The sequence below is a fragment of the Chromobacterium sphagni genome, from assembly GCF_001855575.1.
In the GTDB taxonomy this organism is placed as follows: domain Bacteria; phylum Pseudomonadota; class Gammaproteobacteria; order Burkholderiales; family Chromobacteriaceae; genus Chromobacterium; species Chromobacterium sphagni.
In genome coordinates this window covers 1,751,462-1,776,177 of sequence record NZ_MKCS01000001.1, presented here as the reverse complement: position 1 = coordinate 1,776,177, position 24,716 = coordinate 1,751,462, and the positions used below count along the sequence as shown (strand labels likewise).

Sequence of the window (24,716 nt, the reverse complement as noted above, 5' to 3'; positions counted from 1 at the left end):
CGTCGCGATCCTCAGCGCAGCTTCAGCGTGGACAGGCCGGCCAGCACCAGCATCATGGTGATGATCCAGAAACGCACCACCACCTGCGTCTCCTTCCAGCCCTTCAATTCAAAATGGTGATGCAGCGGCGCCATGCGGAACACCCGCTTGCCGGTGAGCTTGAACGAGCCGACCTGTATCATCACCGACAGCGCCTCCACCACAAACAGGCCGCCCATGATGAACAGCACCACTTCCTGGCGCACGATCACCGCGACGGTGCCCAGCGCGGCGCCCAGCGCCAAGGCGCCGACGTCGCCCATGAACACCTGGGCCGGATAGGCGTTGAACCACAAAAACCCCAGGCAGGCGCCGCACATCGCCGCGCAGAACACCACCACCTCGTGCGCGCCGGGAATGAAGGGCACGCCCAGGTACTTGGAGAACACCGCGTGGCCGGCGGCGTAGGCGAAAATCGACAGGCCGGCCGACACCATCACGGTGGGCAGCGCCGCCAGGCCGTCCAAGCCGTCGGTGAGGTTGACCGAATTGGAAGTGCCGACGATCACCAGATAGGTCAACACGCAGAAGCCCACCGCGCCCAGCGGGTAGGACACGGTCTTGAAGAAGGGAACGATGAATTCGGTGGAGGCCGGCAGCTTGGCGGTGGCGATCAGGAACACCCCGGCGCCGATGGCGATGGCCGACTGCCAGCCCATCTTGAACTTGGCCGATACCCCTTTCGGGTCCTTGTATACCACCTTGCGCCAGTCGTCGTAGAAACCCAGTGCGCCAGTGCCCAGCATCACCGCCAGCAGCAGCCACACATATTTATTGGACAGGTCGGCCCACAGCAGCGTGGTGATGGTGATGGCCAGCAGGATCAGCGAGCCGCCCATGGTGGGAGTGCCGGCCTTGACCAGGTGGGTCTGCGGGCCGTCGTTGCGCACCGCCTGGCCCACCTTGAGCTCGGTCAGCTTGCGGATCACCCACGGCCCCAGCAGCAGCGAAATCGCCAGCGAAGTCAGGGCCGCCATCACCGCGCGCAGCGTGATGTAATTGAAAACATTGAAGGCCCGGATGTGCGAGCCCAACAGATCAGCCAACCAAAGCAGCACCTTATACTCCCTCTGTGTTTGCGTGCATCAGGTGTTCCACCACCCGTTCCATGCGCATGAAGCGCGACCCCTTGACCAGAACGGCGGTACCCGATGCCAGCCGGCTATCCAGGCACTCCAACAACTCGTCAATCGAATCAAAATGCTGCGCGCCGGCGCCGAAGGCGGCGACAGCCGCGCGCGACAGCTCGCCCAGCGCGAAGAGCTGTTCGATGCCGCGCGCGCGCGCATGTTCCCCGACCTCGGCGTGCAACGCCGGCGCGGCGTCGCCCAATTCGCCGATATCGCCCATCACGAAGCAGCGCGGGGCCGGCAGGCGCGACAGCACGTCCAGGCCGGCCTTCATCGAATCCGGATTGGCGTTGTAGCTGTCGTCCAGCACGGTCAAGCCGCTCGGCGCGGTTTTCAGCTGCAAGCGCCCCTTGGCGCCGGCAAAGGCGGCCAGGCCGGTGGCGATGGCGGCCTGCGGCACTTCCAGCGCCAGCGCCACCGCGGCGGCGGCCAGCGCGTTGCGGACGTTGTGCTCGCCCGGCGCCGGCAACGACACTGTTTGCTCGCCGACAGACGAGGTCAGGATGAAGCGGCTTGCCAGCGCGTCCATTTGCAAATCGCGTGCGCCGACCTCGGCGTCTGGACCCAGGCCGAAACTCAACTGACGATGCCGACCGGCACGCTGGCGGAACAATGCCAGATTGGCGTCGTCGGCGTTGAGCACCGCCACGCCGCCGTCGACCAGTCCTTCAAAAATTTCCGCCTTGGCCCTGGCCACTTCTTCGGTGGTGCCGAAATGGCCGAAGTGGGCGCGCATCGCATTGTTGACCAGCGCCACCTGCGGCCGGGCCAGGCCGGCGAGGTAGCTCAACTCGCCGTGATGGTTCATGCCCATCTCGATCACCGCGTAGCGGTGTTGCGGCTTCAGTCGCAGCAGGGTCAGCGGCAGGCCGATGTCGTTGTTGAAATTGCCGGCGGTGGCTAGCACCGCCTGATCTCCGGCATGGGCGCTCAGGATGGCGGCCAGCATTTCCTTGACCGTGGTCTTGCCGTTGGAGCCAGTGACACCGACGACCACGGCCGGCTGCCCCGCGCGCCAGCCAGCGGCCAGACGCCCCAGCGCCAGACGGGTATCGTCCACTCGGATCAAACTGGCGCCGGCAAGCTGGAAATCGGCGCGCACCAGCGCGGCGGCGCCCTTGGCCGTCACCTCGGCGACGAAATCATGGGCATCGAAACGCTCGCCCTTCAACGCGACAAACAAATCGCCGGGCTGCGCCAGACGGCTGTCGGTGATCACCCGCGACACCGCGCCATCGACGCCGACGAGGCTGCCTTGGGCGTGGCGGGCGGCTTGCTGCAGGCTCATCATGCTTGGTGCCCCCAGGCGGTGAGCGCCTCTTCCGCCACGCGGAAGTCGGAGAACGGCCGCTTGACGCCGGCGATGTCCTGATATTCCTCATGGCCCTTGCCGGCGATCAGCACCACGTCGCCGACGCGCGCCTGGCCCACCGCCCAGTGGATGGCAGCCTCGCGGTCGGCATCGACATGGCCGGTCTGCTTCATGCCGGCCTGCACGTCGGCCAGGATGGCCAGCGGGTCCTCGCTGCGCGGATTGTCGCTGGTCAGCACCGTCACGTCGGCATGCTTCTCGGCAATGGCGCCCATCATCGGGCGCTTGCCCGGATCGCGGTCGCCGCCGCAGCCGAACACGCAAAACAGCCGGCCGCCGGCGGGGCGGATTTCACCCAACGTGGCCAACGCCTTCTCCAGCGCGTCCGGGGTGTGGGCGTAGTCGATCACCACCAGCGGCTCATGCGTGCCGCCTATGCTCTGCATGCGGCCGCGCGCCGGCTGGATACGCGCCATCACCGCGGCGGCGTCGGCCAGGCTGACGCCGTTGACGCACAAGGTGGCGAGGCAGGCCAGCAGATTGGCGGCGTTGAAGCGGCCAACCAGGCCGGTGCGCACATCCACCACGCCCCACGGCGTGGCGACGGTCAGTTGCAGGCCCTCCAATGTGGCGGCCAGCGCCAGCGGGCGCACATCGCCCTGCGTGAGGCCATACGTCACCACCTGGGTCTGCGCGCGGTCGATCTCCCCGGCCAGCTGGCGGCCGAATTCGTCGTCGGCGTTGATCACCGCGTGCTGCAGGCCCTCCCAGAAGAACAGCTTCTTCTTGGATTCGCCGTAAGCCTGCATCGAACCATGGTAATCCAGATGGTCGCGCGTCAGGTTGGTGAACACCGCGGTGGCGAAGGCCACGCCGTTGACTCGGGACTGGTCCAGGCCGTGGCTGGAAACTTCCATCGTCACCACGTGCGCGCCCTGGCGGCGATATTCGGCCAGCTTCTGCTGCACCGTCACCGGGTCGGGCGTGGTGTGGGTGGTTTCGGTCAGCGCGCCGTAGAAGCCGTTGCCGACGGTGCCGATCAACGCGGCCTTCCGGCCCAGCAAGGAGAAAGCCTGCGCCAGCCAGTGCGAAATCGAGGTCTTGCCGTTGGTGCCGGTGATGCCGACCACGGTCAGATCGCGCGCGGGCTCGCCCAGCACATGGGCGGCGACGATGCCGGCGCGCTCGCGCAGATTCGGCACCGCCAGATTGGGCACCTGCCAGGCCGGATTCCAGGCGAAGCCGTCGGCGTCGTCCCACAGCACCGCGGCCGCGCCCTTCTCCAGCGCGGCGGGGATGAAATCGCGGCCGTCAACGAACTCGCCGCGACAGGCGAGGAATACATCGCCGGGCAGCACGCGGCGGCTGTCGGCCTCCACTCTCTTGATGGTCAGGCCCAGCTGGTTCAGCGCAGCCGGATCCCAGTCCGGCAAGGCGATCAGACGACTCTTCATGGTGTCAGAAGTCCGCCGGAACAGGGGTCGATTCCGGCAATAAAGTGTTGTTGGAAGGCTCGTCGGGCGGCACGTTCAGCACTCGCAGCGCGCCGCCGGCCACTTGCGAGAACACCGGGGCCGCCACCGCGCCGCCGTAATATTTGCCGGCGGAAGGCTCGTCTATCATCACCGCCACGATCACCTTGGGCGCATGGCCGGGCGCGAAGCCCATGAACAGCGCGCGGTGCTTGTTGGCCACGTAGGTGCGGCCCTCCAGCTTGCGCGCGGTGCCGCTCTTGGCGCCTATGCTGTAACCGATGATGCGGCCGCCGACCGCGCCGCCGCCGGGCTGGCTGTTGGCGATCAACAGGTCGCGCATTTCGTGCGCGGTCTTGATGTCTATCACCCGCTTGCCCGGCATTGGGTTGCTGGTCTTGTACAGCGCGATCGGCAGCATCACGCCATCGTTGGCGAAGATGGTATAGGCGCGCGCCATCTGGATCAGGCTGACCGATACGCCGTAGCCGAAGGACATCGTCGCCTGCTCGATCGGCCGCCAGCGGTGCCAATCGCGCAGCCGGCCGCCGGCCTCGCCGGGGAAACCGGTATTGGGCGCGCGGCCGAAGCCCAGCGCGTCGTAGTGCTTCCAGAAGTCCTCCGGGCTGCTCATCAGCGCCAGTTTGCTGGTGCCGACGTTGGACGACTTCTGGATAATGCCGAGAATGTTCAGGCTGGCCTGCGGCGACACGTCGCGGATGGTGGCCGGCCCTATCATATAGCTGTGGGTGTCCAGCACGCTGTTGAGGCTGGCCTTGCCATGCTCCAGCGCCAGCGAAATCGACAAGGGCTTCATCGTCGAGCCCGGCTCGAACAGGTCGATCACGCCGCGGTTGCGCATCATTTCCGGCGTCACCCCGACGCGGTTGTTGGGGTTGAACGACGGGTAGTTGGCCAATGCCAGCAATTCGCCGGAGTGGGCGTCCAGCACCACCACGCTGCCGGCCTTGGCCTTGTTCTGCTCCACCGCCGCCTTGATCTCGCGATAGGCCAGATACTGGATGCGGTGGTCCACCGCCAGCGCCAGCTTCTGGCCGTCGCGCGGCGGCTCGATGGCGGCGATGTCCTCGATGATGTGGCCGCGGCGGTCCTTCAGCACCACGCGGCGGCCATCGCGGCCCGCCAGCATCTTCTCGCGCGCCAGCTCCACGCCCTCCTGGCCCTTGCCGTCGACCCCGGTGAAACCGATGATGTGCGACACGATCTCGCCGGCCGGGTAGAAGCGGCGGAATTCCTGCTGCTTGGCGATGCCGGGAATGCCCAGCGCCATCACCTTGTCGGCCTGCTCCGGACTGATCTGGCGCTTGATGTAGACGAATTCCTTCTTGCGGTCGGACAGCTTGGCGGCCAGTTCCTCCGGCGCCAGGTCCAGCAGGGCGGCCAGCTCGCGCAGCTTGGCCGGCGGCACTGGCTCCATGTCGGCCGGGCTGGCCCAGATGGTCTGCACCGGGGTGCTGATCGCCAGCGGCTCGCCGTTGCGGTCGGTGATCACACCGCGGTTGGCCTCCAGCGTCATCGCGCGGCGGAAACGCGCCTCGCCCTGATTCTGCAGGAAATCCTGCTGCACCACCTGCAGATACATCGCGCGGCAGATCAACGCCAGAAACAGCAGCGCCAGTACCAGCAGCACGCAGCGCACCCGGGTTCTGGTCATGCGCAGGGCCGGGCTGGCCGACACCGGCCGCTGGCGAACGCTATAGCTGCTGCCGGCGCGCATCAGATCCTCCCTCCGGGCGAAATCACCTGGATCTGGCGCGGATCGGGGGTGTGCATGTCCAGACGGGTGGACGCCGCCTTTTCAATCACCGCGTGCGCGCCCCAGGTGCTCTGCTCCAGCTGCAGCTGGCCGAACTCCACCTCCAGCTGCTGCCCCGACTTGGTCTCCTTCTGCAAGTCGCTGTAGAGCTTGCGCGACACGTGGGTAGACGTCACCACCGACCAGGCGGAGAAGACGGTCATCGCCAGCAGCATCGCGTTGAGCTTGTTCATGCATCCACCTCCCGCCACGGCGCGGCGGTGCGCTCGGCCACCCGCATGATGGCGCTGCGGGAGCGCGGGTTCTCGCGCACCTCCTCGTCGCCGGCGCGGACCGCCTTGCCCACCAGGGCGATCGGCGGCTTGGCCATGTCCTCGGCGCGCACCATCGCCCACATCGGCAGCTTTTCCTCGCTGCTGACGTCGCGCAGGTATTGCTTGACGATGCGGTCCTCCAGCGAATGGAAGCTGATGACGGCCAGCCGGCCATGCTCGCCCAGCAGACGCGCGGCCTGCGGCAGCGCCGCCTTCAGTTCGTCCAGCTCCCGGTTCACAAAGATCCGGATCGCCTGGAAGGTACGCGTCGCGGGGTCTTGACCCGGTTCCCGAGTACGGACGTTTTGCCCAACGAGCAAAGCGAGCTCACGCGTGGTCGTGATGGGGTGTTCCCCCCGTTGCGCAACAATGGCTGCTGCGATCTTGCGAGCAAACCGCTCTTCACCATAAGTCTTGATGACCTCTCTGATATCGGCCTCGTCGGCCGTTGCCAACCACTCGGCGGCGGTGACGCCGCGAGTGGTATCCATACGCATGTCCAGCGGCGCGTCGAAACGGAAGCTGAAACCGCGGCTGCCATCGTCGATCTGCGGCGACGACACGCCCAGGTCCATCAGCACGCCATCCACGCTGGCCACGCCCAGGCGGGCCAGCTCGGACGACAGTGTCTCGAAACCGTTGTGCACGATGTTGAAGCGGGAATCCTCCGCCGCCAGCCGTTCGGCGACGGCGATGGCTTCCAGGTCCTTGTCGAAGGCGATCAGCCGGCCATTCGGGCCGAGCTTCGACAGGATCAAACGGCTGTGGCCTCCGCGGCCGAAGGTGCAATCGACGTAGACGCCATCCTCGCGGATGGCCAGCGCGTCGACCGCTTCGGCCAGCAATACCGTGCGGTGCACGTAAGTGGGGGTGCTCACAGCGTGAAATCTCCAAGGTGTTGGGCCAAATCGGCCTGATCGATAGCCAGCGCGTCGGCGGTCTGGCTGTCCCATTCCTCGGCGTTCCACAACTCAAAGCGGTTGCCCATGCCTACCAGGGCGACATCCTTGTCCAGCGCGGTCAACTCGCGCAGCCGGGCCGGCAGCAGGATGCGGCCGGCGGAATCCATTTCCAGGGTTTCGGCATGGCCAAGCACCAGCCGTTGATAGCGTTTCAGCGTGGGATTGCCGGTGGGAAGGGCAAGCAGACGGGCCTCGACCGGGCGCCAGTTGGGTTCGGGGTACAACAGCAAGTGGTCCTGGGACTCGAGGGTGACGATCAGCTTGTGGCCAAACGCGGACAGCAGTGTCTCACGGTGTTTGGCCGGAATAGCCAAACGCCCCTTGCTATCGAGAGACAGGATACTGACGCCACCAATCATGATTTGAACCCGCTGACCGAGAAAACGGAGCCGTCGCTCCGAGGGGCATTTGCCCCACTTTCACCCACTTTATCCCACTTTTCGCCACTATAAGAAATAACCGCCCCACGGTCAACATAGGAATTCTCTAATTCGCCTTTTGCGACAATGACTTACGGGAGGGTATAAAAATGGAATCTGTGAGAAATCAGTGACTTAAAATCATCAGTAAAAGTGGGATGTGAACATTGCGGATCGCAGGGGATGCAACAGGACGGCAATAATTGCCGATGGAACTGTCTGAAGCACAAGTATCTTCAATAAAAGAAACACTTTACCCGCGGCCAATTTCAGGCCTGTATTTAAAAAACAACATGCGGCTTAAACAAGCCGCATGTTGTTCGGGTATCAAACTCAGCCCAGCTTCTGCCTCAGGATATCTTGCACCTGGGTCGGGTTGGCCTTGCCCTTGGATGCCTTCATCACCTGGCCGGCCAAGGCGTTGAGCGCCTTTTCCTTGCCGGCGCGGAATTCCTCCACCGCCTTCGGGTTGGCGGCGATCGCTTCTTCCACCATTTTCTCGATGGCGCCGACGTCGGACACCTGCTTCAGGCCGTCGCGTTCGATGATGTCATCGACCGACAACTCGCTATCCCACAACGCTTCGAACACCTGCTTGGCCAGTTTGCTGGACAGGGTGTTGTCGGCGATGCGCGCCAGCAGGCCCACCAGGCGCTCGACCGCAATCGGGCAGTCGGCGATGCTCTTGCCGTCGCGGTTCAGCCGCGCGGCGATCTCGCCGTTGACCCAGTTGGCGGCCAACTTGCCCTGGCCGGAGGCGCGGGCGGCGGCTTCAAAGTACTGCGCCAGCGGCAGGCTCGCGGTCAGCAGCGCGGCGTCGTAGGCCGACACGCCGAATTCCTCGACGAAGCGGCCCTGCATCGCGCCCGGCAGTTCGGGCATCTCGGCGCGGATGCGCTCGATCTGCTCGGTCGCGATGCGCACCGGCAACAGGTCCGGATCGGGGAAGTAGCGGTAGTCGTGCGCGTCTTCCTTGCTGCGCATCATGCGGGTCTCGCCGCTGTCCGGATCGAACAGCACCGTCGCCTGCTGCACCTTGCCGCCGTCTTCCAGCGTGTCGATCTGCCACTGGATCTCGTATTTGGCGGCCTGCTCCAGGAAGCGGAAGGAGTTGAGGTTCTTGATCTCGCGGCGGGTGCCGAACTCCTTCTGGCCTTCCGGGCGCACCGACACGTTGACGTCCATGCGGAAGCTGCCTTCCTGCATATTGCCGTCGCAGATTCCCAGCCAGGTCACCAACGCGTACAGCGCCTTCACATAGGCCAGCGCCTCGTCCACCGAGCGCATGTCGGGCTCGGACACCACCTCCAGCAGCGGCGTGCCGGCGCGGTTGAGGTCGATGCCGGACAGGCCCTGGAAGTCTTCGTGCAAGCTCTTGCCGGCGTCCTCTTCCATGTGGGCGCGGGTCACGCCGATGATCTTTTCCTGATCGCCGACCAGAATCTTCAGCTTGCCGCGCTCGACGATAGGCAGCTCCATCTGGCTGATCTGGTAGCCCTTGGGAAGATCGGGGTAGAAGTAGTTCTTGCGGGCGAACACGTTCTTCTGGTTGATGGTGGCGTCCAGCGCGAGGCCCAGGCGGATGGCCTTGTCCACCACCGCGCGGTTCAGCACCGGCAGCACGCCCGGAAAGGCCAGCTCCACCGCGGAAGCCTGGGTGTTGGGCTCGGCGCCGAAGGCGGTGCTGGCGCCGGAGAAAATCTTGGAGACGGTGTTGAGCTGCACGTGCACCTCAATGCCGATTACGACTTCCCATTTCATCTTTATCTGGTCCTCAATCTTTTACAGTGCCGGCGCGCGGGTGTGCCAGTCAGTGGCCTGCTGGAACTGGTGCGCGACGTTCAGCATCTTGGCCTCGGCGAAGTAGTTGCCGATGATCTGCAGGCCGATCGGACGGCCACCCGCGGAAAAGCCGGCCGGCACGCTCATGCCGGGCAGTCCGGCCAGGTTGACCGACAGCGTATAGATGTCGGACAGATACATCTCTACCGGATCGGCCGACAGCTGGCCCAGATCGAAAGCAGCGGTCGGCGCCACCGGCCCCAGGATCACGTCGCATTGCTGGAACGCGGCCTTGAAATCGTTGGCGATCAGGCGGCGGATCTTCTGCGCCTGCAGGTAGTAGGCGTCGTAATAGCCGTGGGACAGCACATAGCTGCCCACCAGGATGCGGCGCTTGACCTCGTCGCCGAAGCCTTCGGCGCGGGTCTTCTCGTACATGTCCACCAGGTCCTTGTAGTCCTTGGCGCGGTGGCCGTAGCGGACGCCGTCGTAGCGCGACAGGTTGGTGGAGGCTTCGGCCGGGGCGATCACGTAGTAAGCGGGGATGGATAGCTCGGTGTTGGGCAGGCTCACGTCCACCGCCTCGGCGCCCAGCTTCTTCAATTCCGCCACCGCGTTGTCCACCGCGCGGGCGACGTCGGCATCCAGGCCGGCGGCGAAGTACTCGCGCGGCAGGCCCACCTTGAGGCCGGACAGCGACTGGTTCAGATCGCGGGTGTAGTCTTCCTTCGCGCGCTCCAGGCTGGTGGAGTCGCGCTCGTCGAAGCCGGCCATCACGTTCAGCATCAGCGCGCAGTCCTCGGCGGTCTGGGCGATCGGGCCGCCCTGGTCCAGCGAGGAGGCGAAGGCCACCATGCCGTAGCGCGACACCACGCCGTAGGTCGGCTTGATGCCGGTGACGCCGCAGTGCGAAGCCGGCTGGCGGATGGAGCCGCCGGTATCGGTGGCGGTGGCGACCGGCGCCAGGCGCGCGGCCACCGCGGCCGCGGAGCCGCCGGACGAGCCGCCAGGAATGGCGCTCAGGTCCCACGGATTCTTCACCGCGCCGTAAAACGAGTTTTCATTGGACGAGCCCATCGCGAACTCGTCCATATTGGCGCGGCCCAGCGTCACCAGGCCGGCGGCGGCGCATTGCTGCACCACATGGGCGTCGTAGGGCGAGACGAAATTGTCCAGCATCTTCGAGCCGCAGCTGGTCTTCCAGCCTTGCTGGCAGAACAGGTCCTTGTGGATCAGCGGCACGCCGGCCAGCGGGTGGGCGTTGCCGGCGGCGATGCGCGCGTCGGCGGCGGCCGCCTCGGCCAGGGTCTTTTCGCGGTCGACGGTGATCAAGGCATTCAGCGCCGGGTTCAGCGCCTCGATGCGGTCCAGATACTGGCCGGCCAGTTCCACGCTGGAAACTTCCTTGGCCGCCAGCTGTTGCGACAATTGCTTGAGGGTGGCTTGTGTCATTTCGATTTTGGTCTTGCTATCCGGATAGTCTGGCCCGGGCCCCATTCAGGGAACCAAGCCGCGCGGGGCCGATCAGAGGGCTTACTCGATCACTTTGGGAACGAGGAACAGACCCTTTTCCACCTGCGGCGCCACCGCCTGGAAGGCCTCGCGCTGGTTGGCTTCAGTGACGACGTCATCACGCAAACGCAAGGACACGTCCTGCGGATGGGCCATCGGCTCGATGCCTGCGGTATCCACCGCCTGCATCTTCTCGATCAGGCTGAAAATATTGTTGAGCTTGTCTGCCGTGGCGGCGATTTCCGCCTCGCTCACATTGATGCGGGCAAGCTTGGCGATCCGTGCGACATCCTGGTGCGTAAGCGACATGGCGTCCTCGTTAAAACCTTTAATATTTCAAGCTTTATAGGGTATCATACCCCGTTTGATTCTCCCAAGATTGAGATTGCGCCACGACGCATCCTGACGGCATTTTCACCGCCTCCGGATCGTGCGCCGGGGCCAAATAGCGCAGGCCAGCTCCACCGTCCGGGTCACCGGGCAAGAACTGCTCAAAGCCAGCCGGTTGGGCGCACATTTCGCCCACAAGCGACGTCGACAGCAGCGCTTCTTGCCGCATCCGCGGCTGGGAGTTTGGGTCTACGACAGATAAACTGGATTTTACGGACGCCGCTGGCGTCCGCCCCTGACGAAAACTGACCAGGATCGCCCAATGTTTCGTTCGCTGACCGGATACTTCTCCAACGACCTCGCCATCGACCTTGGCACCGCCAACACCCTGATCTACATGCGCAGCAAGGGCATCGTGCTTGACGAGCCTTCCGTTGTGGCCATCCACAATGACGTGCCCACCAACAAGAAGTCCATCCTGGCCGTGGGCCTGGAAGCCAAGCGCATGCTGGGCCGCACCCCGGGCAGCATTCAGGCCATCCGCCCGATGAAGGACGGCGTGATCGCCGACTTCACCGTCACCGAACAGATGCTCAAGCAGTTCATCAAGAAGGTGAACCCCAACCGCTTCTTCGCCGCCAGCCCGCGCATCGTGATCTGCGTGCCCTGCGGCTCCACCCAGGTGGAGCGCAAGGCGATCCGCGACTCGGCCCTGGCCGCCGGCGCGCGCCGCGTCGAGCTGATCGAAGAGCCGATGGCCGCCGCGATCGGCGCCGGCCTGCCGGTGGAAGAGCCGACCGGCTCGATGGTGGTGGATATCGGCGGCGGCACCACCGAGGTCGGCGTGATCTCGCTGGGCGGCGTGGTTTACTCCAACTCGGTGCGCGTCGGCGGCGACAAGTTCGACGAGGCGATCATCAACTACATCCGCCGCAACTACGGCATGCTGATCGGCGAGACCACGGCCGAGGAAATCAAGAAGACCATAGGCTCCGCCTTCCCCGGCGCCGAAGTGCGCGAGATGGAAGTCAAGGGCCGCAATCTGGCCGAAGGCATCCCGCGCGCCTTCACCGTGTCCTCCAATGAAATCCTGGAGGCGCTGACCGAGCCGTTGAACCAGATCGTCTCCGCGGTGAAGATCGCGCTGGAGCAGACTCCGCCGGAACTGGGCGCCGACATCGCCGAAAAAGGCATGGTGCTGACCGGCGGCGGCGCGCTGCTGAAGGATATCGACCGTCTACTGGCCGAAGAAACCGGCCTGCCGGTGTTCGTGGCCGAGGAGCCGCTGACCTGCGTGGTGCGCGGTTCCGGCAAGGCGCTGGAAAAGATGGACAAGATCGGCACCATCTTCACCAACGTGCCTTAAACTTCAGCAACGGACCTTAACCAACCGAGCGAACGCCGCGCCGTCAAGGCGCGGCGGCTGTGGCCATGGATTTCGCCAACACCCCCAGCTTCTTCCGCTCCGGGCCGCCTCCGGCTGCTCGCCTGGCGATGAGCGCGGTCGCCTCGATCGCGCTCCTGATAGGCGACAGCCATTACGGCCTGATGGAACAGACGCGGGAAGCCCTGTCGCTGGCGCTGTACCCGGTGCAGCGCGCGGTGAACCTGCCGGCGCAGGCGGTGCGCCACGCCGGCGACTACCTGACCTCGCAAACCGAGCTGAAGCAGGAAAACACCGAACTGCGCACCCGCCAGCTGCAGATGTCGGCGCAGTTGTCCCGCCTGCAGACGCTGGAGCGCGAACTGAACGAACTGCGCGCGTTGAACCGCATCCGCGCCCAGCGCGACGACTCCGCGCAGATCGCCGAGACGCTGTATACCGGACGCGATCCGTTCTCGTACAAGATCATCATCGACAAGGGCGACGACGCCAAACTGCAGGCCGGCCAGCCGGTGGTGGACGCGCGCGGCCTGCTGGGCCAAGTGACGCGGGTGCAGCCGCTGACCGCCGAGGTGACGCTGATCATAGACAAGAACCAGATGGTGCCGGTGATGATAGCCCGCACCGGCGAACGCGCCATCCTCTATGGTTATGGTGGCGGGGTGGAATTGCGCTATCTGCCGCAAAGCTCGGATGTGAAAGAAAACGACCAGGTGGTGACTTCCGGCCTGGACGGCATGTTCCCCGAGGGCATTCCGGTGGCGGTGGTGAGCAAGGTGGAGCGCAATCCCGGCGCCGCCTTTACCCGCGTCGGCACCACGCCGCTGTCCGGCGTGCAGCAGACCCGCTACGTGCTGGTGCTGCAGGCCCGCGAAGCGAAGGCGCGCCCGGCCGAGGCGCCGGTTGTCGTCGAGAAAAAGACCAGGGGCGGCAGAAAGGCCGCCGCCGAGGAGTAAAACCCGATGTCGTTGGACCGCCCCAAGGAGCTGCTCAAGCCGGTCAAGCGCCGCTTCATCCTGCTCACATTCGTCACCGCCGTGCTGGTCGAGCTGGTGCCGCTGCCGCACGGCAGCACGCGCTGGCTGCCGGACTTCATCGGCCTCCTGATCCTGTACTGGGTGATCAACCAGCCGCGCCGGGTCAACATCGGCATCGCCTTCATGATGGGCATCGTCGCCGACGTTTCCACCGCCGGCCTGTTCGGCCAGCACGCGCTGGCCTACTCGTTCACCGCCTTCCTGGCGCTGAGCCGCCAGCGCCAGCTGGTGATGTTCAACCTGGGACAGCAGGCGCTGGTGGTGCTGGGGCTGATGCTCACCAACCAGATCATCATGGTGGTGGTGCGGATGCTGACAGGCTCGGCCTTCGTCGGCTGGAGCTATTTCCTGCCGCCGCTGATCGGCGCGCTGCTGTGGCCGCTGTTGACCAAGCTGATGCTGATTCCCTACCGCCACAATTCGGTATGAGACCTGACTGATCCATGCGCCGCCCCGCCCGCTTCAAGAATCCGCAGACCGAGGAAGAAGAGTTCCAGCTGCGGCTGATCATCGCCTACGCATTGATCATCCTGATGTTCCTGATCCTGCTGGCCCGCTTCGTCTGGCTGCAGGTGCTGCAACACGACCACTTCTCCACGCTGGCGCAGAACAACCGCATCTCGCTGGTGCCCATCCTGCCCAACCGCGGCCTGATCCTGGACCGCAACGGCGTGGTGCTGGCGCAGAACTACTCCGCCTACACGCTGGAGCTGACCCCCAGCAAGATTCCCGACCTGAACGCCACCATCGACAAGCTGAAGAAGCTGGCCGACGTCAGCCAGCGCGACGAGAAGCTATTCAAGAAACTGCTGGCGGAGAGCAAGAATTTCGAAGCCATCCCGCTGAAAGTGAAGCTCACCGACACGGAAGCCGCGCGCGTGGCCGCCAACGCCTGGCAGTTCCCCGGCGTGGAGGTGAAGGCCAGGCTGTTCCGCGACTACCCGTACAAGGAAATGACCAGCCACGTGCTGGGCTACATCGGCCGCATCAACCAGAAAGACCAGGAGCGTCTCGCCGACGAGGACAAGACCACCAATTACAAGGGCACCAACTACATCGGCAAGACCGGCCTGGAAGCGGTGTACGAGGAAGACCTGCACGGCCAGGTCGGCTTCGAGGAAATGGAAACCGACTCCGGCGGCCGCGCGGTCCGCTCCTTGCGCCGCACGCCGCCGGTCAACGGCAACACGCTGAAGCTGGCGCTGGACATCCGGCTGCAGGAGATGGCCGACAAGCTGTTCGGCGACCGCCGCGGCGCGCTGGTGGCAATCGACCCGGCCACCGGCGGCGTGTTGGCCTTCCTGTCCAAGCCCGGCTTCGACCCCAGCCTGTTCATCGACGGCATCGACAGCCAGACCTGGGCCGCGCTCAACACCGACTGGCAGAAACCGCTGGTCAACCGCGCGCTGCGCGGCACCTATCCGCCCGGCTCCACCTTCAAACCCTTCATGTCGATGGCGGCGCTGGTCACCCACAGCATAGGCGAACACGACATCCGCCCGGCGCCCGGCTACTTCACCCTGCCCGGCTCCAGCCACCAGTTCCGCGACAGCAAGAAGGGCGGCAACGGCATGGTCAACCTGCAGCGCGCCATCACCGTCTCCAGCGATACCTTCTTCTACAAGCTGGCCTGGGACATGGGGATAGACAAGATCCACCCGGTGGTCGGCTCCTTCGGCCTGGGCAGCAAGACCGGCATCGACCTCGACGGCGAAGCCAGCGGCGTGCTGCCGTCCAAGGAGTGGAAAGCCAAGCGCTTCGCCCGCTACAAGCCGGAAGTGCGGCGCTGGTACCCGGCCGACGCGGTCAGCATCGGCATCGGCCAAGGCTTCAACGCCTATACCCCGCTGCAAATGGCCAACGCCACCGCCATCATGGCCAACAGCGGCCAGGTGTTCAAACCGCACCTGGTGCAGCAGGTGGTGGACTCGAAAACCGGCCAGACCCGCCTGATAGAACCGGCACCGATCAAGCAACTGCCCTATCCGCAGGAGTATTTCGACTACATCAAGGAGGGCATGCACAATGTGATGATCTCCGGCACCGGCGCCCGCGTCGGCGTAGGCCTGAAATACTCGATGGCCGGCAAGACCGGCACCGCCCAGGTGGTGGCGATCAAACAGGGCGCCAAGTACAACGCCGCCGCGCTGGCCGAGCAGTACCGCGACCACAGCTGGTTCATCGCTTTCGCTCCGGTGGAAAAACCGAAGATCGCAGTGGCCATCATCGTCGAGAACGCCGGCTTCGGCGCCGCCGCCGCCGCTCCGGTGGCGCGCGGCCTATTCGATTTCTACCTGCTGGGCAAGGTGCCGAACGATTTGGCCGGCCTGCTCAAGACCGTACCGATGGAAAATGGGGACACGCATGAAGACACCCCTGATTAACCGCGTCTGGCAACAGATCAAGGAACCGCTGGACGGCTGGATGATGCTGTTCCTGGGGCTGATCTTCCTGGTCAGCATGGTGCTGCTCTACTCCGCCAACAACCAGTCCTTCGACAAGATAGACAACAAGCTGGCCTACACCGTGCTGTCGCTGCTGGTGATGTGGCTGATCGCGCGCATGCGGCCGCAGAGCGTGATGAATTTCGCGCCGCCCATCTACGTGCTGGGCGTGCTGCTGTTGGTGGCGGTGCATTTCAAGGGCATCACCGTCAATGGCTCCACCCGCTGGCTGAACCTGGGCATCACCCGCATCCAGCCGTCGGAGATCCTCAAGATCGCGCTGCCGATGATGCTGGCCTGGTTCTTCCAGAAATACGAGTTGTCATTGCGCTGGTGGCACTATCTGATCGCCGCGCTGCTGATCGCCATTCCCAGCGCGCTGGTGCTCAAGCAGCCGGACCTGGGGACCACCTTGCTGATCGCCGCCGCCGGCCTGTTCGTGCTGTTCTTCGCCGGCCTGCCGTGGAAGGTGATCCTGGCCGGCGTGGTGCTGTTCGCCGCCAGCCTGCCGCTGGTATGGAACCACCTGCACGACTACCAGCGCAAGCGGGTGCTGACGCTGATCGACCCCACCACCGACCCGCTGGGCACCGGCTACCACATCATCCAATCGATGATAGCCATCGGCTCCGGCGGCCCCTGGGGCAAGGGCTGGCTCAACGGCACCCAGACCCACCTCGACTATATTCCAGAACGTACTACCGACTTCATCTTCGCGGTGTATTCCGAGGAGTTCGGCCTGGCCGGCAACGTGCTGCTGCTGGCGCTGTACCTGCTGATCCTCAGCCGGGCGATAATGATCACCGCTAGCGCCCAGACCCTGTACGGCCGGCTGATGGCCGCCTCCATCACCATGTCCTTCTTCGTCTACGCCTTCGTCAACATGGGCATGGTGTCCGGCATCCTGCCGGTGGTCGGCGTGCCGCTGCCCTTCATGTCCTACGGCGGCACCGCCACCGTCACCCTGTTCATCGGCATGGGCATGCTGATGGGCATCAGCAATCTGCGCCGGCTGTAGGCTCCGCGCCGCCGACGGCCGGGTCACCGGGCTGGCTGTCCGGCAGCGGCCGGCCGTCGCGGCCGAACAGTCTCAGCTGGCGCGGCAGATCGTGCTCATCCGCCAGCTTCACCCCCACGCCCAGCAAGCGCACCGGCCGCGCCCCGCGGGCGAAGCCGGTGCGCAGCAACTGGCCGAAGGCCGCCATGGATAGGGCGTGGCCGGCTTGCTCCACCGTGGTCTGGGTAAAGTCGTCGAATTTCAGCTTCACCGACAGGCCCTTGAATTCCGGGCTGCCGCTGCGCGCCAGCCGCGCCTGCAGGCGGTCCACCAGTTCCGGCAGCTTGGACAGGCAGCTGGCGAGGTCGGGCAGGTCCTGGGCGTAGGTCTCTTCGACGCTGATCGTCTTGCGGCTGCGATCGGTGGACACCGGCCGCTCGTCGCGGCCCTGCGCCAGCGCCAGCAGCCGCTCGCCGAAGCTGCCGAAATGGCGGAACAGGTCGGATGGCGACCAGCGCCTGAGATCGCCGCAGTTGCGTATGCCCAAGCGGTGCAGCCTCTCGGCGGTGACGCGGCCGACGCCGTGTATCTTCTCCACCGGCAAGGTGACGACGAAGGCGTCGATGTCGCGCGGGCGCACCAGAAACTGGCCGTCCGGCTTATTCCAGTCGCTGGCCACCTTGGCCAGGAACTTGTTGGGCGCGATGCCGGCCGAGGCGGTGATGCCCACCTCGTCGCGAATCTGGCGGCGGATCGCCTCCGCCATCAGCGTAGCGCTGCCCTGCTCGTGCGGCTGGCCGGTGACGTCCAGATACGCCTCGTCCAGCGACAAGGGTTCGATCACCTCGGTGTAGCGCTGATAGATGGCCATGATCTGCTGGCTCGCCAGCCGATAACGCGCCATGTCGGGCGGCAGGATCACCAGCTCCGGACACAGCCTGAGCGCGCGCGCCGACGACATCGCCGAATGCACGCCGTAGCGGCGGGCGATGTAGTTGCAGGTGGCGATCACCCCGCGCGTTTCCGGCCGTCCACCCACCGCCAGCGGCAACGGGCGCAGGCTGGGGTCATCGCGCATCTCGATGGCCGCATAGAAGCAGTCGCAGTCGACATGGATGATCTTGCGCAGCGGGGCGGACATCAGCGGTCTCAGCCGGGGCGGTCGCTATGGCCCAGCGGCTTGTCCGGCGCGATGCGGTCGCGCACAAGCTGCTTGAGAATCTTCAACTCGGGGAAGCCGCCGTCGCGGCTGCGGTCCCACAGCAACTCGCCGTCCACCTCGATGCGGAACACGCCGCCGCTCCCGGGCCGCAGCGCCACTTCGGACAGCTCTTTCTCAAAAGTGGTGAGCAGTTCCTGCGCCAGCCAGCCGGCGCGCAGCAGCCAGCGGCAACCGGTACAGTAGTGGATGGCGACTTTGGGAAGGGCAGTGGGGGAATCAGGGGAAGTCATGACAAAAGGCGATGGCGGAACAAAAGCACAGCATACCGCAAAAAACGTCGCCGGCTCCCTGTCTTGTAGCTTGTTGTCGGGTGTGGAACACCCGCTCCTCCATCATTTCTCTTTTATAGGCAGACTTGGCGCAAAACCAGTTTCGGGAGCCGGCGGCCAGTGATGACGTCTTGTTCAAAACTCATTACCCGGGCCCAGTGTGCCCAGCCGCCATCCGGCTGTAAAGCGAATGGCCGCCGCGCCGGCAGTTGCTGCAAAGCACCATGTAACTTCGGCGCAACGTCGGACCAACGCAAATAAAAACAGCAGCTTGCCCTGCGGGGCCGGCTGCTGTTGTTGCAGGCGAAAACGCTCAGTGGCTGTGGCTGTCGGCCTCGCCGCCGTCCTGCACCACCACGTCCACCGTGACGCTGCCGGCCTTGTCGAACTTAAGCGTCAGCGGAAAATGATCGCCCTTGTTCAACGGCTGCTTCAAGCCCATCAACATCACATGATAGCTGCCCGGCGCAAACTTGACGGTCTGGCCCGGCGCCAGCGCCACGCCGCCCTCCACCTTGCGCATGCGCATCACGCCGTTGTCGTTGATATGGGTGTGCAGCTCGGCGCTTTCGGCGCGCGGGGTGCTGGCCGACAACAGGCGGTCTTCGGTCTTGCCCTGGTTCTGCAGCGACAGGTAAACGCCGCCGGTGGGGCTGGCGGCCGGCATCGCGCGGCTCCACGGGTGGCCGATATGGATGGCGCCCAGCTGGAAAGAATGGGCGGCAACCAGGCCGGACAGGCACAGGCCGAGCAGGGCGGCGGCAAGACGTTTCATCGCGGACTCCATCGATTGCAAAGGGAAATGGCGCAACTTTAACATGGCGGAATGCGCGCGCGCCGCGGCAAAATGTCGCAGCCGTCGGTCCGGCACAACACCTCCGCATGCCGCTGGTTTAAAGCGCAAGCGCCTGCTATCCGGCCCAGGCGGAACCCTCTACAATCGCAAGGCTATTCAATCGGCCCTGCATCATGTTCAAAACGTTGTCGCTGCAATTCCTGTTTGGCGGTCTGCTTAGCCTGATCACCATCACCAACCCGCTGTCGAAGATTCCGCTGTTCATCACGCTGACGCGCGAAATGAGCGTCAGCGGCCGCGACAGCCAGGCGCGCCGCGCCTGCGTGTTCGCCGCCGCCATCATGGTGGTGAGCCTGCTGGCCGGCAACCTGATCATGGCGGCCTTCGGCATCTCCTACGGCGCGCTGCGCATCGCCGGCGGCTTCGTGGTGGCGGTGCTGGGCTATCGCATGCTGTTCCTGTCGCAAGACCCGGGCCAGACGCCCAAGCAGTCGGGCGAACGCGAGGACTACGCGTTCTTCCCGTTGGCCATGCCCGGCATCAGCGGCCCAGGAACCATCGCGGTGGTGATAGGCATCTCCACCGAAATCGCCGAACTGGCCACGCTGCCGGCCAAGGCGCTGGCCTTCGCCATGACCTTCTCCGCGATCGGCCTGACCTGCGTCGGCATGTGGCTGACGCTGAAGTCGTCGCTGCTGATCTCGGAACGGCTGGGACGCGGCGGCCGCGAAGTGATGACCCGGCTGATGGGCTTCCTGCTGATCTGCATCGGCGTGCAGTTCGTCGGCTCCGGCATCCGCACCTTCATGGCCGGCTCCTGAGTCCGTACCGCGACCATCCGTAGCCGCACGGCAGCATGCTATATTGATTCTCCCTCTCAGGCAGGATCCGCAGGCATGAGCCGCACCCCTCCGCAACTGGCGCTGGACGGCGCGCGCGACACCATTCCAATGGTGGTCGGCGCCGCCCCGTTCGGCGTGATCTTCGGCACGCTGGCCGTCGCCGCCGGCCTGTCGCCCGCCACAGCCTTCGCCATGTCGCTGCTGGTCTTCGCCGGCTCCTCGCAATTCATCGCGGTCAGCCTGATTTCGGCCGGCGCCGCGCTGCCGGTGATCTGGCTGACCACCTTCGTCGTCAATCTACGCCATGCGCTGTACAGCGCCACCCTGCTGCCTTACGCCCGGCAATGGCCGCTGGCCTGGCGCTGGCCGTTGGCGTTCTGGCTCACCGACGAAACCTTCGCGGTGGTGGAGCACCGCTTCCGCAGCCAGGGCGCCGCCGGCGGGCAGTGGTACTGGCTGGGCTCGTCGCTGGCGATGTACGGCAACTGGCTGGCCTGGACGCTGGCCGGCGTCTGGCTGGGGCGCTCGGTGCCCGGGCTGGCCAAGCTGGGGCTGGACTTCGCCATGGTGGCCACCTTCGCCGCCATCGTCGCGCCGCAGTTGAAGAAACGGCCCACGCTGGTAGCCGCCGCCGTCGCCGGCCTCACCGCGCTGCTGGCGCGCGGCCTGCCCTACAAGCTGGACCTGATGCTGGCGGCGCTGCTGGGCGTGGCGGCTGGCCTGACATTGGAATACCGCCAGCACAGGATCCGGCCATGAACGCGCAACACGGGCTGATCATCGCCGGCATGCTGGCCGCCACCCTGGCCATCCGCGCCAGCTTCCTGGTGTTCGGCCACAAGCTGGCCTTCCCCGCCTGGCTGAACCGCGCGCTGCATTACGTGCCGGCGGCGGTGCTGAGCGCGCTGGTGGTGCCGCTGGCGCTGGCGCCGGCCGGCCATATCGACGCCTCGCCGACCAACCCCTATCTGGCCGGCACCATCGTCGCCATCATCGTCGCCTGGAAAAGCGGCAAGACGCTGCTGGCGATACTGGTCAGCTTCGCCGTCTACGGCCTGATGCGCTGGCTGCTGTAGCGCCGGCTACCGCCAAATGAACAAGGCCGCCCGGAAGGCGGCCTCGTCACTCAACAACGCTCACACTGCGGGTCAGGCGTTCTCACCCGCCAGCCCGGCTTTCGCCGGCTGCGGCTTTTTTAAGCGGAACCCCACCCACAGCAGCGCCAGCCACGCCGGCAGCACGTACACCGACACCGCCATGCCCGGCGTGAACAGCAGGATGCCCAGGATCATCAGCATGAAAGCCAGGCACACCCAGTTGGCCAGCGGGAACCAGATCGACGGAAACACCAGCTTCTGGCCGGCCTTGGCCTGGCGGAACTTCAGGTGGGTCAGGCTGATCATCGCCCAGTTGGTCACCAGCGCCGCCACCACCAGCGACATCAGGATGCCGAAAGCCTGGCCCGGCAACAGGTAGTTGAGGATCACGCAGGCGAAAGTGGCAGCCGCCGACAGCAGCGTGGCGTTGACCGGCACGCCGCGCTTGTCCAGCTGCTTCAGCGCCTGCGGCGCGTTGCCTTGTTCGGCCAGGCCGTACAGCATGCGGCTGGTGGCGTAGACCCCGCTGTTGTACACCGACAGCGCGGCGGTCAGCACCACGAAGTTCAGCGCGTGCGCGGTGAAGCCGGCGCCGATCTGCTGGAAGATCATCACGAAGGGGCTGCCGCCGGCGGCCACCTTGCTCCACGGGTACAGCGACAGCAGCACCACCAAGGAACCGATGTAGAAGATCAGGATGCGGTAGATCACCTGGTTCACCGCTTTGGGGATGGTCTTCTGCGGATCGGCCGCCTCGGCCGCCGTCATGCCGATCAGCTCCAGGCCGCCGAAGGAGAACATGATCACCGCCATCATCATGAACAAGCCGCCGGCGCCGTGCGGGAAGAAGCCGCCGTCGTTCCACAGATTGCTGACCGAAGCTTGCGGGCCGCCATGGCCGGACAGCAGCAGGTAGGCCCCGAACACGATCATCGCGATCACCGCCGCCACCTTGATCAGCGCGAACCAGAATTCCGACTCGCCGTAGGATTTGACGTTGGCGAGATTGATGCCGTTGATGGCGACGAAACAGACCAGCGCGGTCGCCCAAGTGGGCACGTGCGGCCACCAGTACTGCACGTATTCGCCGACCGCAGTCAGCTCGGCCATGCCCACCAACACATACAGCACCCAGTAGTTCCAGCCGGACAGGAAGCCGGCGAACCTGCCCCAGTAGCGATAGGCGAAATGGCTGAACGAACCCGCCACCGGCTCCTCGGCCACCATTTCACCCAGCTGGCGCATGATCAGGAAGGCGATGAAACCGGCGATGGCGTAGCCAAGTATCATCGAGGGGCCGGCAGCCTTCAGTACGCTGGCCGAGCCGAGGAACAGGCCGGTGCCGACTGCGCCGCCCAGCGCGATCAACTGTATGTGTCGGTTTTTCAGCTCGCGCTTCAAACCGGTATGGGTCTCGCTCACGGTCAATTCTCCTTATTGGGCGGGCGGCAAGCTAGCCGCCCTGACAGGTGCCCAGCCATCTAACCACCCGCGCGCCTCGCCGTCAAACTACTGGGCACAATATAAATGCCCAAAATATGCCTTATGACTGCGTTTTAAAAATATAATTTCCTTATGTTTGCAATTTCAAACCATAAATTGCTCATCAATGCCCATCAAACTGCGAATTTCCACCCTAGTTCCATAGCCGGCGGCGCGAACGTTCGGTTACCTGCGGTGACAAATGCCGAACAAAGCGTTTGCAACTGTCTGCCAATATGCAGTGTCAGAGCAGCAAGCGACGGATAGCGCGTCGCATCAGGGAGATAACAATGAAACAATCGGTATTGATCGCCAGCGTATTGGGTGGCGGCATCGCACTGGGCGCCATCGGCGTGGCGGGCATCCAGGCTTTGAAACCGGCGACTCCGGCCGTGGTGGCCACAGCCAGCGCGCCGCAAGCGCTTGCCTCGGCCCCGGCGGCGCAAATTCTGGCGCCCGCCGCCGCCTCCACTGTCGTGGCGCAAGCCACGCCGCAGCCGGTTGCGCCCGTTGTTGTGGCGCCTGCGCCGGCCCCCACAGTCAAGCCCAAACCCGTGCATTCAAGCTACGCCAAGATCCTGGGCGTGTCGCCGATCAAGCAGACCGTCAGCGAACCCAAGCAGGTGTGCCATCAGGAACAGGTGACCCACCAGGCGCCGGTGCAGGACAACAACCGCATCGCCGGCTCGGTGCTGGGCGGCGTGGTCGGCGGCCTGCTGGGCAATCAGGTGGGCGGCGGCAACGGCAAGAAGGCCGCCACCGTGCTCGGAGCGCTGGCCGGCGGTTTCGCAGGCAACAAGGTGCAGGAAGGCATCCAGCAGCGCGACCAGGTCACCAGCACCCAGACCATTTGCAACACCGAGAACGTCGACAGCGAAAAGGTGGTGGGCTACAACGTCCGCTACTCGCTGGACGGCAAGACCGCCACCGTGCGCATGGACGAAAGGCCGCAAGGCAAGACGTTGCCGGCCCGCGACGGCAAGCTGCTGATGTAAGCGCGGCGCGCCGGGCCTCCAGACGCCCCATGCGCATGAAAATGCCGTTCCGCCAACGCGGGGAACGGCATTTTCGCATTCCGCCCAGCGCGGCCCCGGCGGATCAGGCCGACACGCCCTTGGCGGGTGGCACCCGCCGCTGCTTGCTTGCCACCCGTTCCGCCGCCTCCGGCGCACCAAACAACGCGATCAGGCGGTCGCGCCAGTTCTCCGCCCGCCATGCCTCCAGCAACATGTCGCGCCACTCCACCACGCTGACCCACAGCGGATTGAAGCTGTTCACCGGCTTCACCGTGCCATAGTCGCAGGGCTCGCTGTCCAGCTCTTCAACGAAGGTGCCGAACAGCCGGTCCCAAACCACCAGCACGCCGGCGTAATTGTGGTCTATGTAACGCGGATTCCTGGCGTGGTGGCTGCGGTGTATCGACGGGGTGTTGAACACATACTCCAGCCAGCCCAGCTTGGGCACCGCCTGAGTATGGACGAAAAACTGGAAAGCCAGGTTGAGCAGCACCACCGCCACCACCTGCTGCGGCGGAAAGCCCAGCCAGGCCAGCGGCAGCCAGAACGCCCACATGCCGGCCAGCGGATACATCAGGCTCTGGCGGAAGGCGGTGGTGAAATTCATCCGGGTGGAGCTGTGGTGGACGCTGTGCGCCGCCCACAGCCAGCGCACGCGGTGACTGACGCGGTGGAACCAGTAGTAAAGGAAGTCCTGCCCCAGAAACAGCAGGAAGAAGCTCAGCGCGCTGTCGGGAAAACTGAACAGCCGGTGCTGCTGGTAGATCCAGCCGTACAGCGGCAACACCAGCAGCCAGGCCAGCTTGTCGGCGCCCTGATGTAGCAGCCCCAGACCCGCGCTACACAAGGAATCGCGCAGATCATACAGATTGCCGCGCCGCCGCAGAAACCACAGCTCTCCGGCGACGAACAGCAGGAATACCGGCACCAGCGCCAGCAGGATCAATTCAACCGGAAACTTCATCGACAAGCACCTCGACGGGCAACGAGCAAACACTCGATTGGAGTTTAGACTCTACCACGCCATGGCTGTCAACTGCGCCTCTACGCCCACCACGGCTTCGTCGCCGCCATGTGGCGA

The 24,716-nt window shown here is 64.9% G+C and carries 24 protein-coding genes; 9 read left to right on the top strand and 15 right to left on the bottom strand.

The genetic code is table 11. From position 1 onward, the window contains the following. Nucleotides 1-11: 11 nt before the first annotated feature. The 10 genes from mraY to gatC all read right to left on the bottom strand — a co-directional run bounded on the left by mraY (nucleotide 12) and on the right by gatC (nucleotide 11,028). Entirely contained in the window at nucleotides 12-1,097 is a 1,086-nt protein-coding gene (gene mraY, locus BI347_RS08380; protein ID WP_071111936.1) for a phospho-N-acetylmuramoyl-pentapeptide-transferase, read from the bottom strand. Nucleotide 1,098: 1 nt separating this feature from the next. Then, the gene (locus BI347_RS08375; protein WP_071111935.1) at nucleotides 1,099-2,460 is read right to left on the bottom strand and encodes a UDP-N-acetylmuramoyl-tripeptide--D-alanyl-D-alanine ligase; all 1,362 of its coding nucleotides are present in this window, start codon (nucleotides 2,458-2,460) and stop codon (nucleotides 1,099-1,101) included. After that, a complete protein-coding gene (locus BI347_RS08370) occupies nucleotides 2,457-3,935 on the bottom strand; it encodes a UDP-N-acetylmuramoyl-L-alanyl-D-glutamate--2,6-diaminopimelate ligase (RefSeq protein ID WP_071115703.1) in 1,479 nt (492 codons plus the stop codon). The genes BI347_RS08375 and BI347_RS08370 overlap by 4 nt, the downstream gene beginning before the upstream one ends. A gap of 4 nt (nucleotides 3,936-3,939) precedes the next feature. Continuing rightward, complete coding sequence (locus tag BI347_RS08365) at nucleotides 3,940-5,691, bottom strand: peptidoglycan D,D-transpeptidase FtsI family protein (protein ID WP_071111933.1); 1,752 nt, start codon at nucleotides 5,689-5,691, stop codon at nucleotides 3,940-3,942. Further along, a complete protein-coding gene (gene ftsL, locus BI347_RS08360) occupies nucleotides 5,691-5,963 on the bottom strand; it encodes a cell division protein FtsL (RefSeq protein ID WP_071111932.1) in 273 nt (90 codons plus the stop codon). The genes BI347_RS08365 and ftsL overlap by 1 nt, the downstream gene beginning before the upstream one ends. Further along, a complete protein-coding gene (rsmH, locus tag BI347_RS08355; protein ID WP_071115702.1) occupies nucleotides 5,960-6,922 on the bottom strand; it encodes a 16S rRNA (cytosine(1402)-N(4))-methyltransferase RsmH in 963 nt (320 codons plus the stop codon). The genes ftsL and rsmH overlap by 4 nt, the downstream gene beginning before the upstream one ends. Further along, nucleotides 6,919-7,365: a division/cell wall cluster transcriptional repressor MraZ gene (gene mraZ / locus BI347_RS08350; protein WP_071111930.1), complete on the bottom strand. Its 447-nt coding sequence runs from the start codon at nucleotides 7,363-7,365 to the stop codon at nucleotides 6,919-6,921. Before mraZ ends, rsmH begins: the two co-directional genes overlap by 4 nt. A 393-nt stretch (nucleotides 7,366-7,758) precedes the next feature. Further along, entirely contained in the window at nucleotides 7,759-9,186 is a 1,428-nt protein-coding gene (gene gatB / locus BI347_RS08345; RefSeq protein ID WP_071111929.1) for an Asp-tRNA(Asn)/Glu-tRNA(Gln) amidotransferase subunit GatB, read from the bottom strand. A gap of 21 nt (nucleotides 9,187-9,207) precedes the next feature. Next, the gene (gatA, locus tag BI347_RS08340) at nucleotides 9,208-10,659 is read right to left on the bottom strand and encodes an Asp-tRNA(Asn)/Glu-tRNA(Gln) amidotransferase subunit GatA (RefSeq protein WP_071111928.1); all 1,452 of its coding nucleotides are present in this window, start codon (nucleotides 10,657-10,659) and stop codon (nucleotides 9,208-9,210) included. Nucleotides 10,660-10,740: 81 nt separating this feature from the next. Next, entirely contained in the window at nucleotides 10,741-11,028 is a 288-nt protein-coding gene (gatC, locus tag BI347_RS08335) for an Asp-tRNA(Asn)/Glu-tRNA(Gln) amidotransferase subunit GatC (RefSeq protein ID WP_071111927.1), read from the bottom strand. A gap of 343 nt (nucleotides 11,029-11,371) precedes the next feature. On the opposite strand from gatC, the gene BI347_RS08330 reads away from it, so the two are divergent. From BI347_RS08330 to rodA, 5 genes are all read left to right on the top strand, one after another. Then, entirely contained in the window at nucleotides 11,372-12,415 is a 1,044-nt protein-coding gene (locus BI347_RS08330; protein ID WP_071111926.1) for a rod shape-determining protein, read from the top strand. Between the two features lie 65 nt (nucleotides 12,416-12,480). After that, nucleotides 12,481-13,389 carry a rod shape-determining protein MreC gene (gene mreC, locus BI347_RS08325; RefSeq protein WP_071111925.1) on the top strand — a complete coding sequence of 303 codons (909 nt, stop codon included), beginning with the start codon at nucleotides 12,481-12,483 and terminating at the stop codon, nucleotides 13,387-13,389. Between the two features lie 6 nt (nucleotides 13,390-13,395). Next, nucleotides 13,396-13,899, top strand: coding sequence for a rod shape-determining protein MreD (gene mreD, locus BI347_RS08320; protein WP_071111924.1), 504 nt, complete (start codon nucleotides 13,396-13,398; stop codon nucleotides 13,897-13,899). Nucleotides 13,900-13,913: 14 nt separating this feature from the next. Continuing rightward, the gene (gene mrdA, locus BI347_RS08315; protein ID WP_071111923.1) at nucleotides 13,914-15,854 is read left to right on the top strand and encodes a penicillin-binding protein 2; all 1,941 of its coding nucleotides are present in this window, start codon (nucleotides 13,914-13,916) and stop codon (nucleotides 15,852-15,854) included. Continuing rightward, on the top strand, nucleotides 15,835-16,932 hold the full coding sequence (gene rodA / locus BI347_RS08310; protein ID WP_071111922.1) for a rod shape-determining protein RodA: 1,098 nt from the start codon (nucleotides 15,835-15,837) through the stop codon (nucleotides 16,930-16,932). The genes mrdA and rodA overlap by 20 nt, the downstream gene beginning before the upstream one ends. Here the strand turns inward: rodA and dinB are convergent. The 3 genes from dinB to BI347_RS08295 all read right to left on the bottom strand — a co-directional run bounded on the left by dinB (nucleotide 16,910) and on the right by BI347_RS08295 (nucleotide 19,177). Continuing rightward, entirely contained in the window at nucleotides 16,910-18,052 is a 1,143-nt protein-coding gene (dinB, locus tag BI347_RS08305) for a DNA polymerase IV (protein WP_071111921.1), read from the bottom strand. The genes rodA and dinB overlap by 23 nt on opposite strands. Nucleotides 18,053-18,060: 8 nt before the next feature. After that, on the bottom strand, nucleotides 18,061-18,363 hold the full coding sequence (locus BI347_RS08300) for an Rdx family protein (protein ID WP_071111920.1): 303 nt from the start codon (nucleotides 18,361-18,363) through the stop codon (nucleotides 18,061-18,063). A 352-nt stretch (nucleotides 18,364-18,715) separates the two neighbouring features. Continuing rightward, a complete protein-coding gene (locus BI347_RS08295; RefSeq protein ID WP_071111919.1) occupies nucleotides 18,716-19,177 on the bottom strand; it encodes a copper chaperone PCu(A)C in 462 nt (153 codons plus the stop codon). Nucleotides 19,178-19,371: 194 nt separating this feature from the next. Between BI347_RS08295 and BI347_RS08290 the strand changes: the two genes are divergently transcribed. The 3 genes from BI347_RS08290 (at nucleotide 19,372) to BI347_RS08280 (ending at nucleotide 21,116) form a co-directional block, all read left to right on the top strand. Next, nucleotides 19,372-20,019 (top strand): MarC family NAAT transporter, encoded by a 648-nt coding sequence (locus tag BI347_RS08290; RefSeq protein ID WP_071111918.1) that lies wholly within the window; start codon nucleotides 19,372-19,374, stop codon nucleotides 20,017-20,019. Between the two features lie 75 nt (nucleotides 20,020-20,094). Further along, complete coding sequence (locus tag BI347_RS08285) at nucleotides 20,095-20,799, top strand: AzlC family ABC transporter permease (RefSeq protein WP_071115701.1); 705 nt, start codon at nucleotides 20,095-20,097, stop codon at nucleotides 20,797-20,799. Continuing rightward, entirely contained in the window at nucleotides 20,796-21,116 is a 321-nt protein-coding gene (locus BI347_RS08280; RefSeq protein ID WP_071115700.1) for an AzlD domain-containing protein, read from the top strand. Before BI347_RS08285 ends, BI347_RS08280 begins: the two co-directional genes overlap by 4 nt. A 72-nt stretch (nucleotides 21,117-21,188) precedes the next feature. On the opposite strand, the gene BI347_RS08275 is transcribed toward BI347_RS08280, so the two are convergent. Further along, nucleotides 21,189-22,559, bottom strand: a complete 1,371-nt coding sequence (locus tag BI347_RS08275; RefSeq protein ID WP_204378020.1) for an amino acid permease — start codon at nucleotides 22,557-22,559, stop codon at nucleotides 21,189-21,191. Between the two features lie 350 nt (nucleotides 22,560-22,909). Between BI347_RS08275 and BI347_RS08270 the strand changes: the two genes are divergently transcribed. Continuing rightward, the gene (locus BI347_RS08270; protein WP_071111914.1) at nucleotides 22,910-23,614 is read left to right on the top strand and encodes a glycine zipper 2TM domain-containing protein; all 705 of its coding nucleotides are present in this window, start codon (nucleotides 22,910-22,912) and stop codon (nucleotides 23,612-23,614) included. A 103-nt stretch (nucleotides 23,615-23,717) separates the two neighbouring features. On the opposite strand, the gene BI347_RS08265 is transcribed toward BI347_RS08270, so the two are convergent. Further along, nucleotides 23,718-24,599: a sterol desaturase family protein gene (locus BI347_RS08265; protein ID WP_071111913.1), complete on the bottom strand. Its 882-nt coding sequence runs from the start codon at nucleotides 24,597-24,599 to the stop codon at nucleotides 23,718-23,720. Nucleotides 24,600-24,716: the final 117 nt, after the last annotated feature.

Bases quoted from the DNA above. Each gene is read 5' to 3' on its own strand.
- BI347_RS08375 (WP_071111935.1), bottom strand. From the start codon at position 2,460: ATGATGAGCCTGCAGCAAGCCGCCCGCCACGCCCAAGGCAGCCTCGTC.
- BI347_RS08370 (WP_071115703.1), bottom strand. From the start codon at position 3,935: ATGAAGAGTCGTCTGATCGCCTTGCCGGACTGGGATCCGGCTGCGCTG.
- BI347_RS08365 (WP_071111933.1), bottom strand. From the start codon at position 5,691: ATGCGCGCCGGCAGCAGCTATAGCGTTCGCCAGCGGCCGGTGTCGGCC.
- ftsL (WP_071111932.1), bottom strand. From the start codon at position 5,963: ATGAACAAGCTCAACGCGATGCTGCTGGCGATGACCGTCTTCTCCGCC.
- mraZ (WP_071111930.1), bottom strand. From the start codon at position 7,365: ATGATTGGTGGCGTCAGTATCCTGTCTCTCGATAGCAAGGGGCGTTTG.
- gatB (WP_071111929.1), bottom strand. From the start codon at position 9,186: ATGAAATGGGAAGTCGTAATCGGCATTGAGGTGCACGTGCAGCTCAAC.
- gatA (WP_071111928.1), bottom strand. From the start codon at position 10,659: ATGACACAAGCCACCCTCAAGCAATTGTCGCAACAGCTGGCGGCCAAG.
- gatC (WP_071111927.1), bottom strand. From the start codon at position 11,028: ATGTCGCTTACGCACCAGGATGTCGCACGGATCGCCAAGCTTGCCCGC.
- BI347_RS08330 (WP_071111926.1), top strand. From the start codon at position 11,372: ATGTTTCGTTCGCTGACCGGATACTTCTCCAACGACCTCGCCATCGAC.
- mreC (WP_071111925.1), top strand. From the start codon at position 12,481: ATGGATTTCGCCAACACCCCCAGCTTCTTCCGCTCCGGGCCGCCTCCG.
- mreD (WP_071111924.1), top strand. From the start codon at position 13,396: ATGTCGTTGGACCGCCCCAAGGAGCTGCTCAAGCCGGTCAAGCGCCGC.
- mrdA (WP_071111923.1), top strand. From the start codon at position 13,914: ATGCGCCGCCCCGCCCGCTTCAAGAATCCGCAGACCGAGGAAGAAGAG.
- rodA (WP_071111922.1), top strand. From the start codon at position 15,835: ATGAAGACACCCCTGATTAACCGCGTCTGGCAACAGATCAAGGAACCG.
- dinB (WP_071111921.1), bottom strand. From the start codon at position 18,052: ATGTCCGCCCCGCTGCGCAAGATCATCCATGTCGACTGCGACTGCTTC.
- BI347_RS08300 (WP_071111920.1), bottom strand. From the start codon at position 18,363: ATGACTTCCCCTGATTCCCCCACTGCCCTTCCCAAAGTCGCCATCCAC.
- BI347_RS08295 (WP_071111919.1), bottom strand. From the start codon at position 19,177: ATGAAACGTCTTGCCGCCGCCCTGCTCGGCCTGTGCCTGTCCGGCCTG.
- BI347_RS08290 (WP_071111918.1), top strand. From the start codon at position 19,372: ATGTTCAAAACGTTGTCGCTGCAATTCCTGTTTGGCGGTCTGCTTAGC.
- BI347_RS08285 (WP_071115701.1), top strand. From the start codon at position 20,095: ATGAGCCGCACCCCTCCGCAACTGGCGCTGGACGGCGCGCGCGACACC.
- BI347_RS08280 (WP_071115700.1), top strand. From the start codon at position 20,796: ATGAACGCGCAACACGGGCTGATCATCGCCGGCATGCTGGCCGCCACC.
- BI347_RS08270 (WP_071111914.1), top strand. From the start codon at position 22,910: ATGAAACAATCGGTATTGATCGCCAGCGTATTGGGTGGCGGCATCGCA.
- BI347_RS08265 (WP_071111913.1), bottom strand. From the start codon at position 24,599: ATGAAGTTTCCGGTTGAATTGATCCTGCTGGCGCTGGTGCCGGTATTC.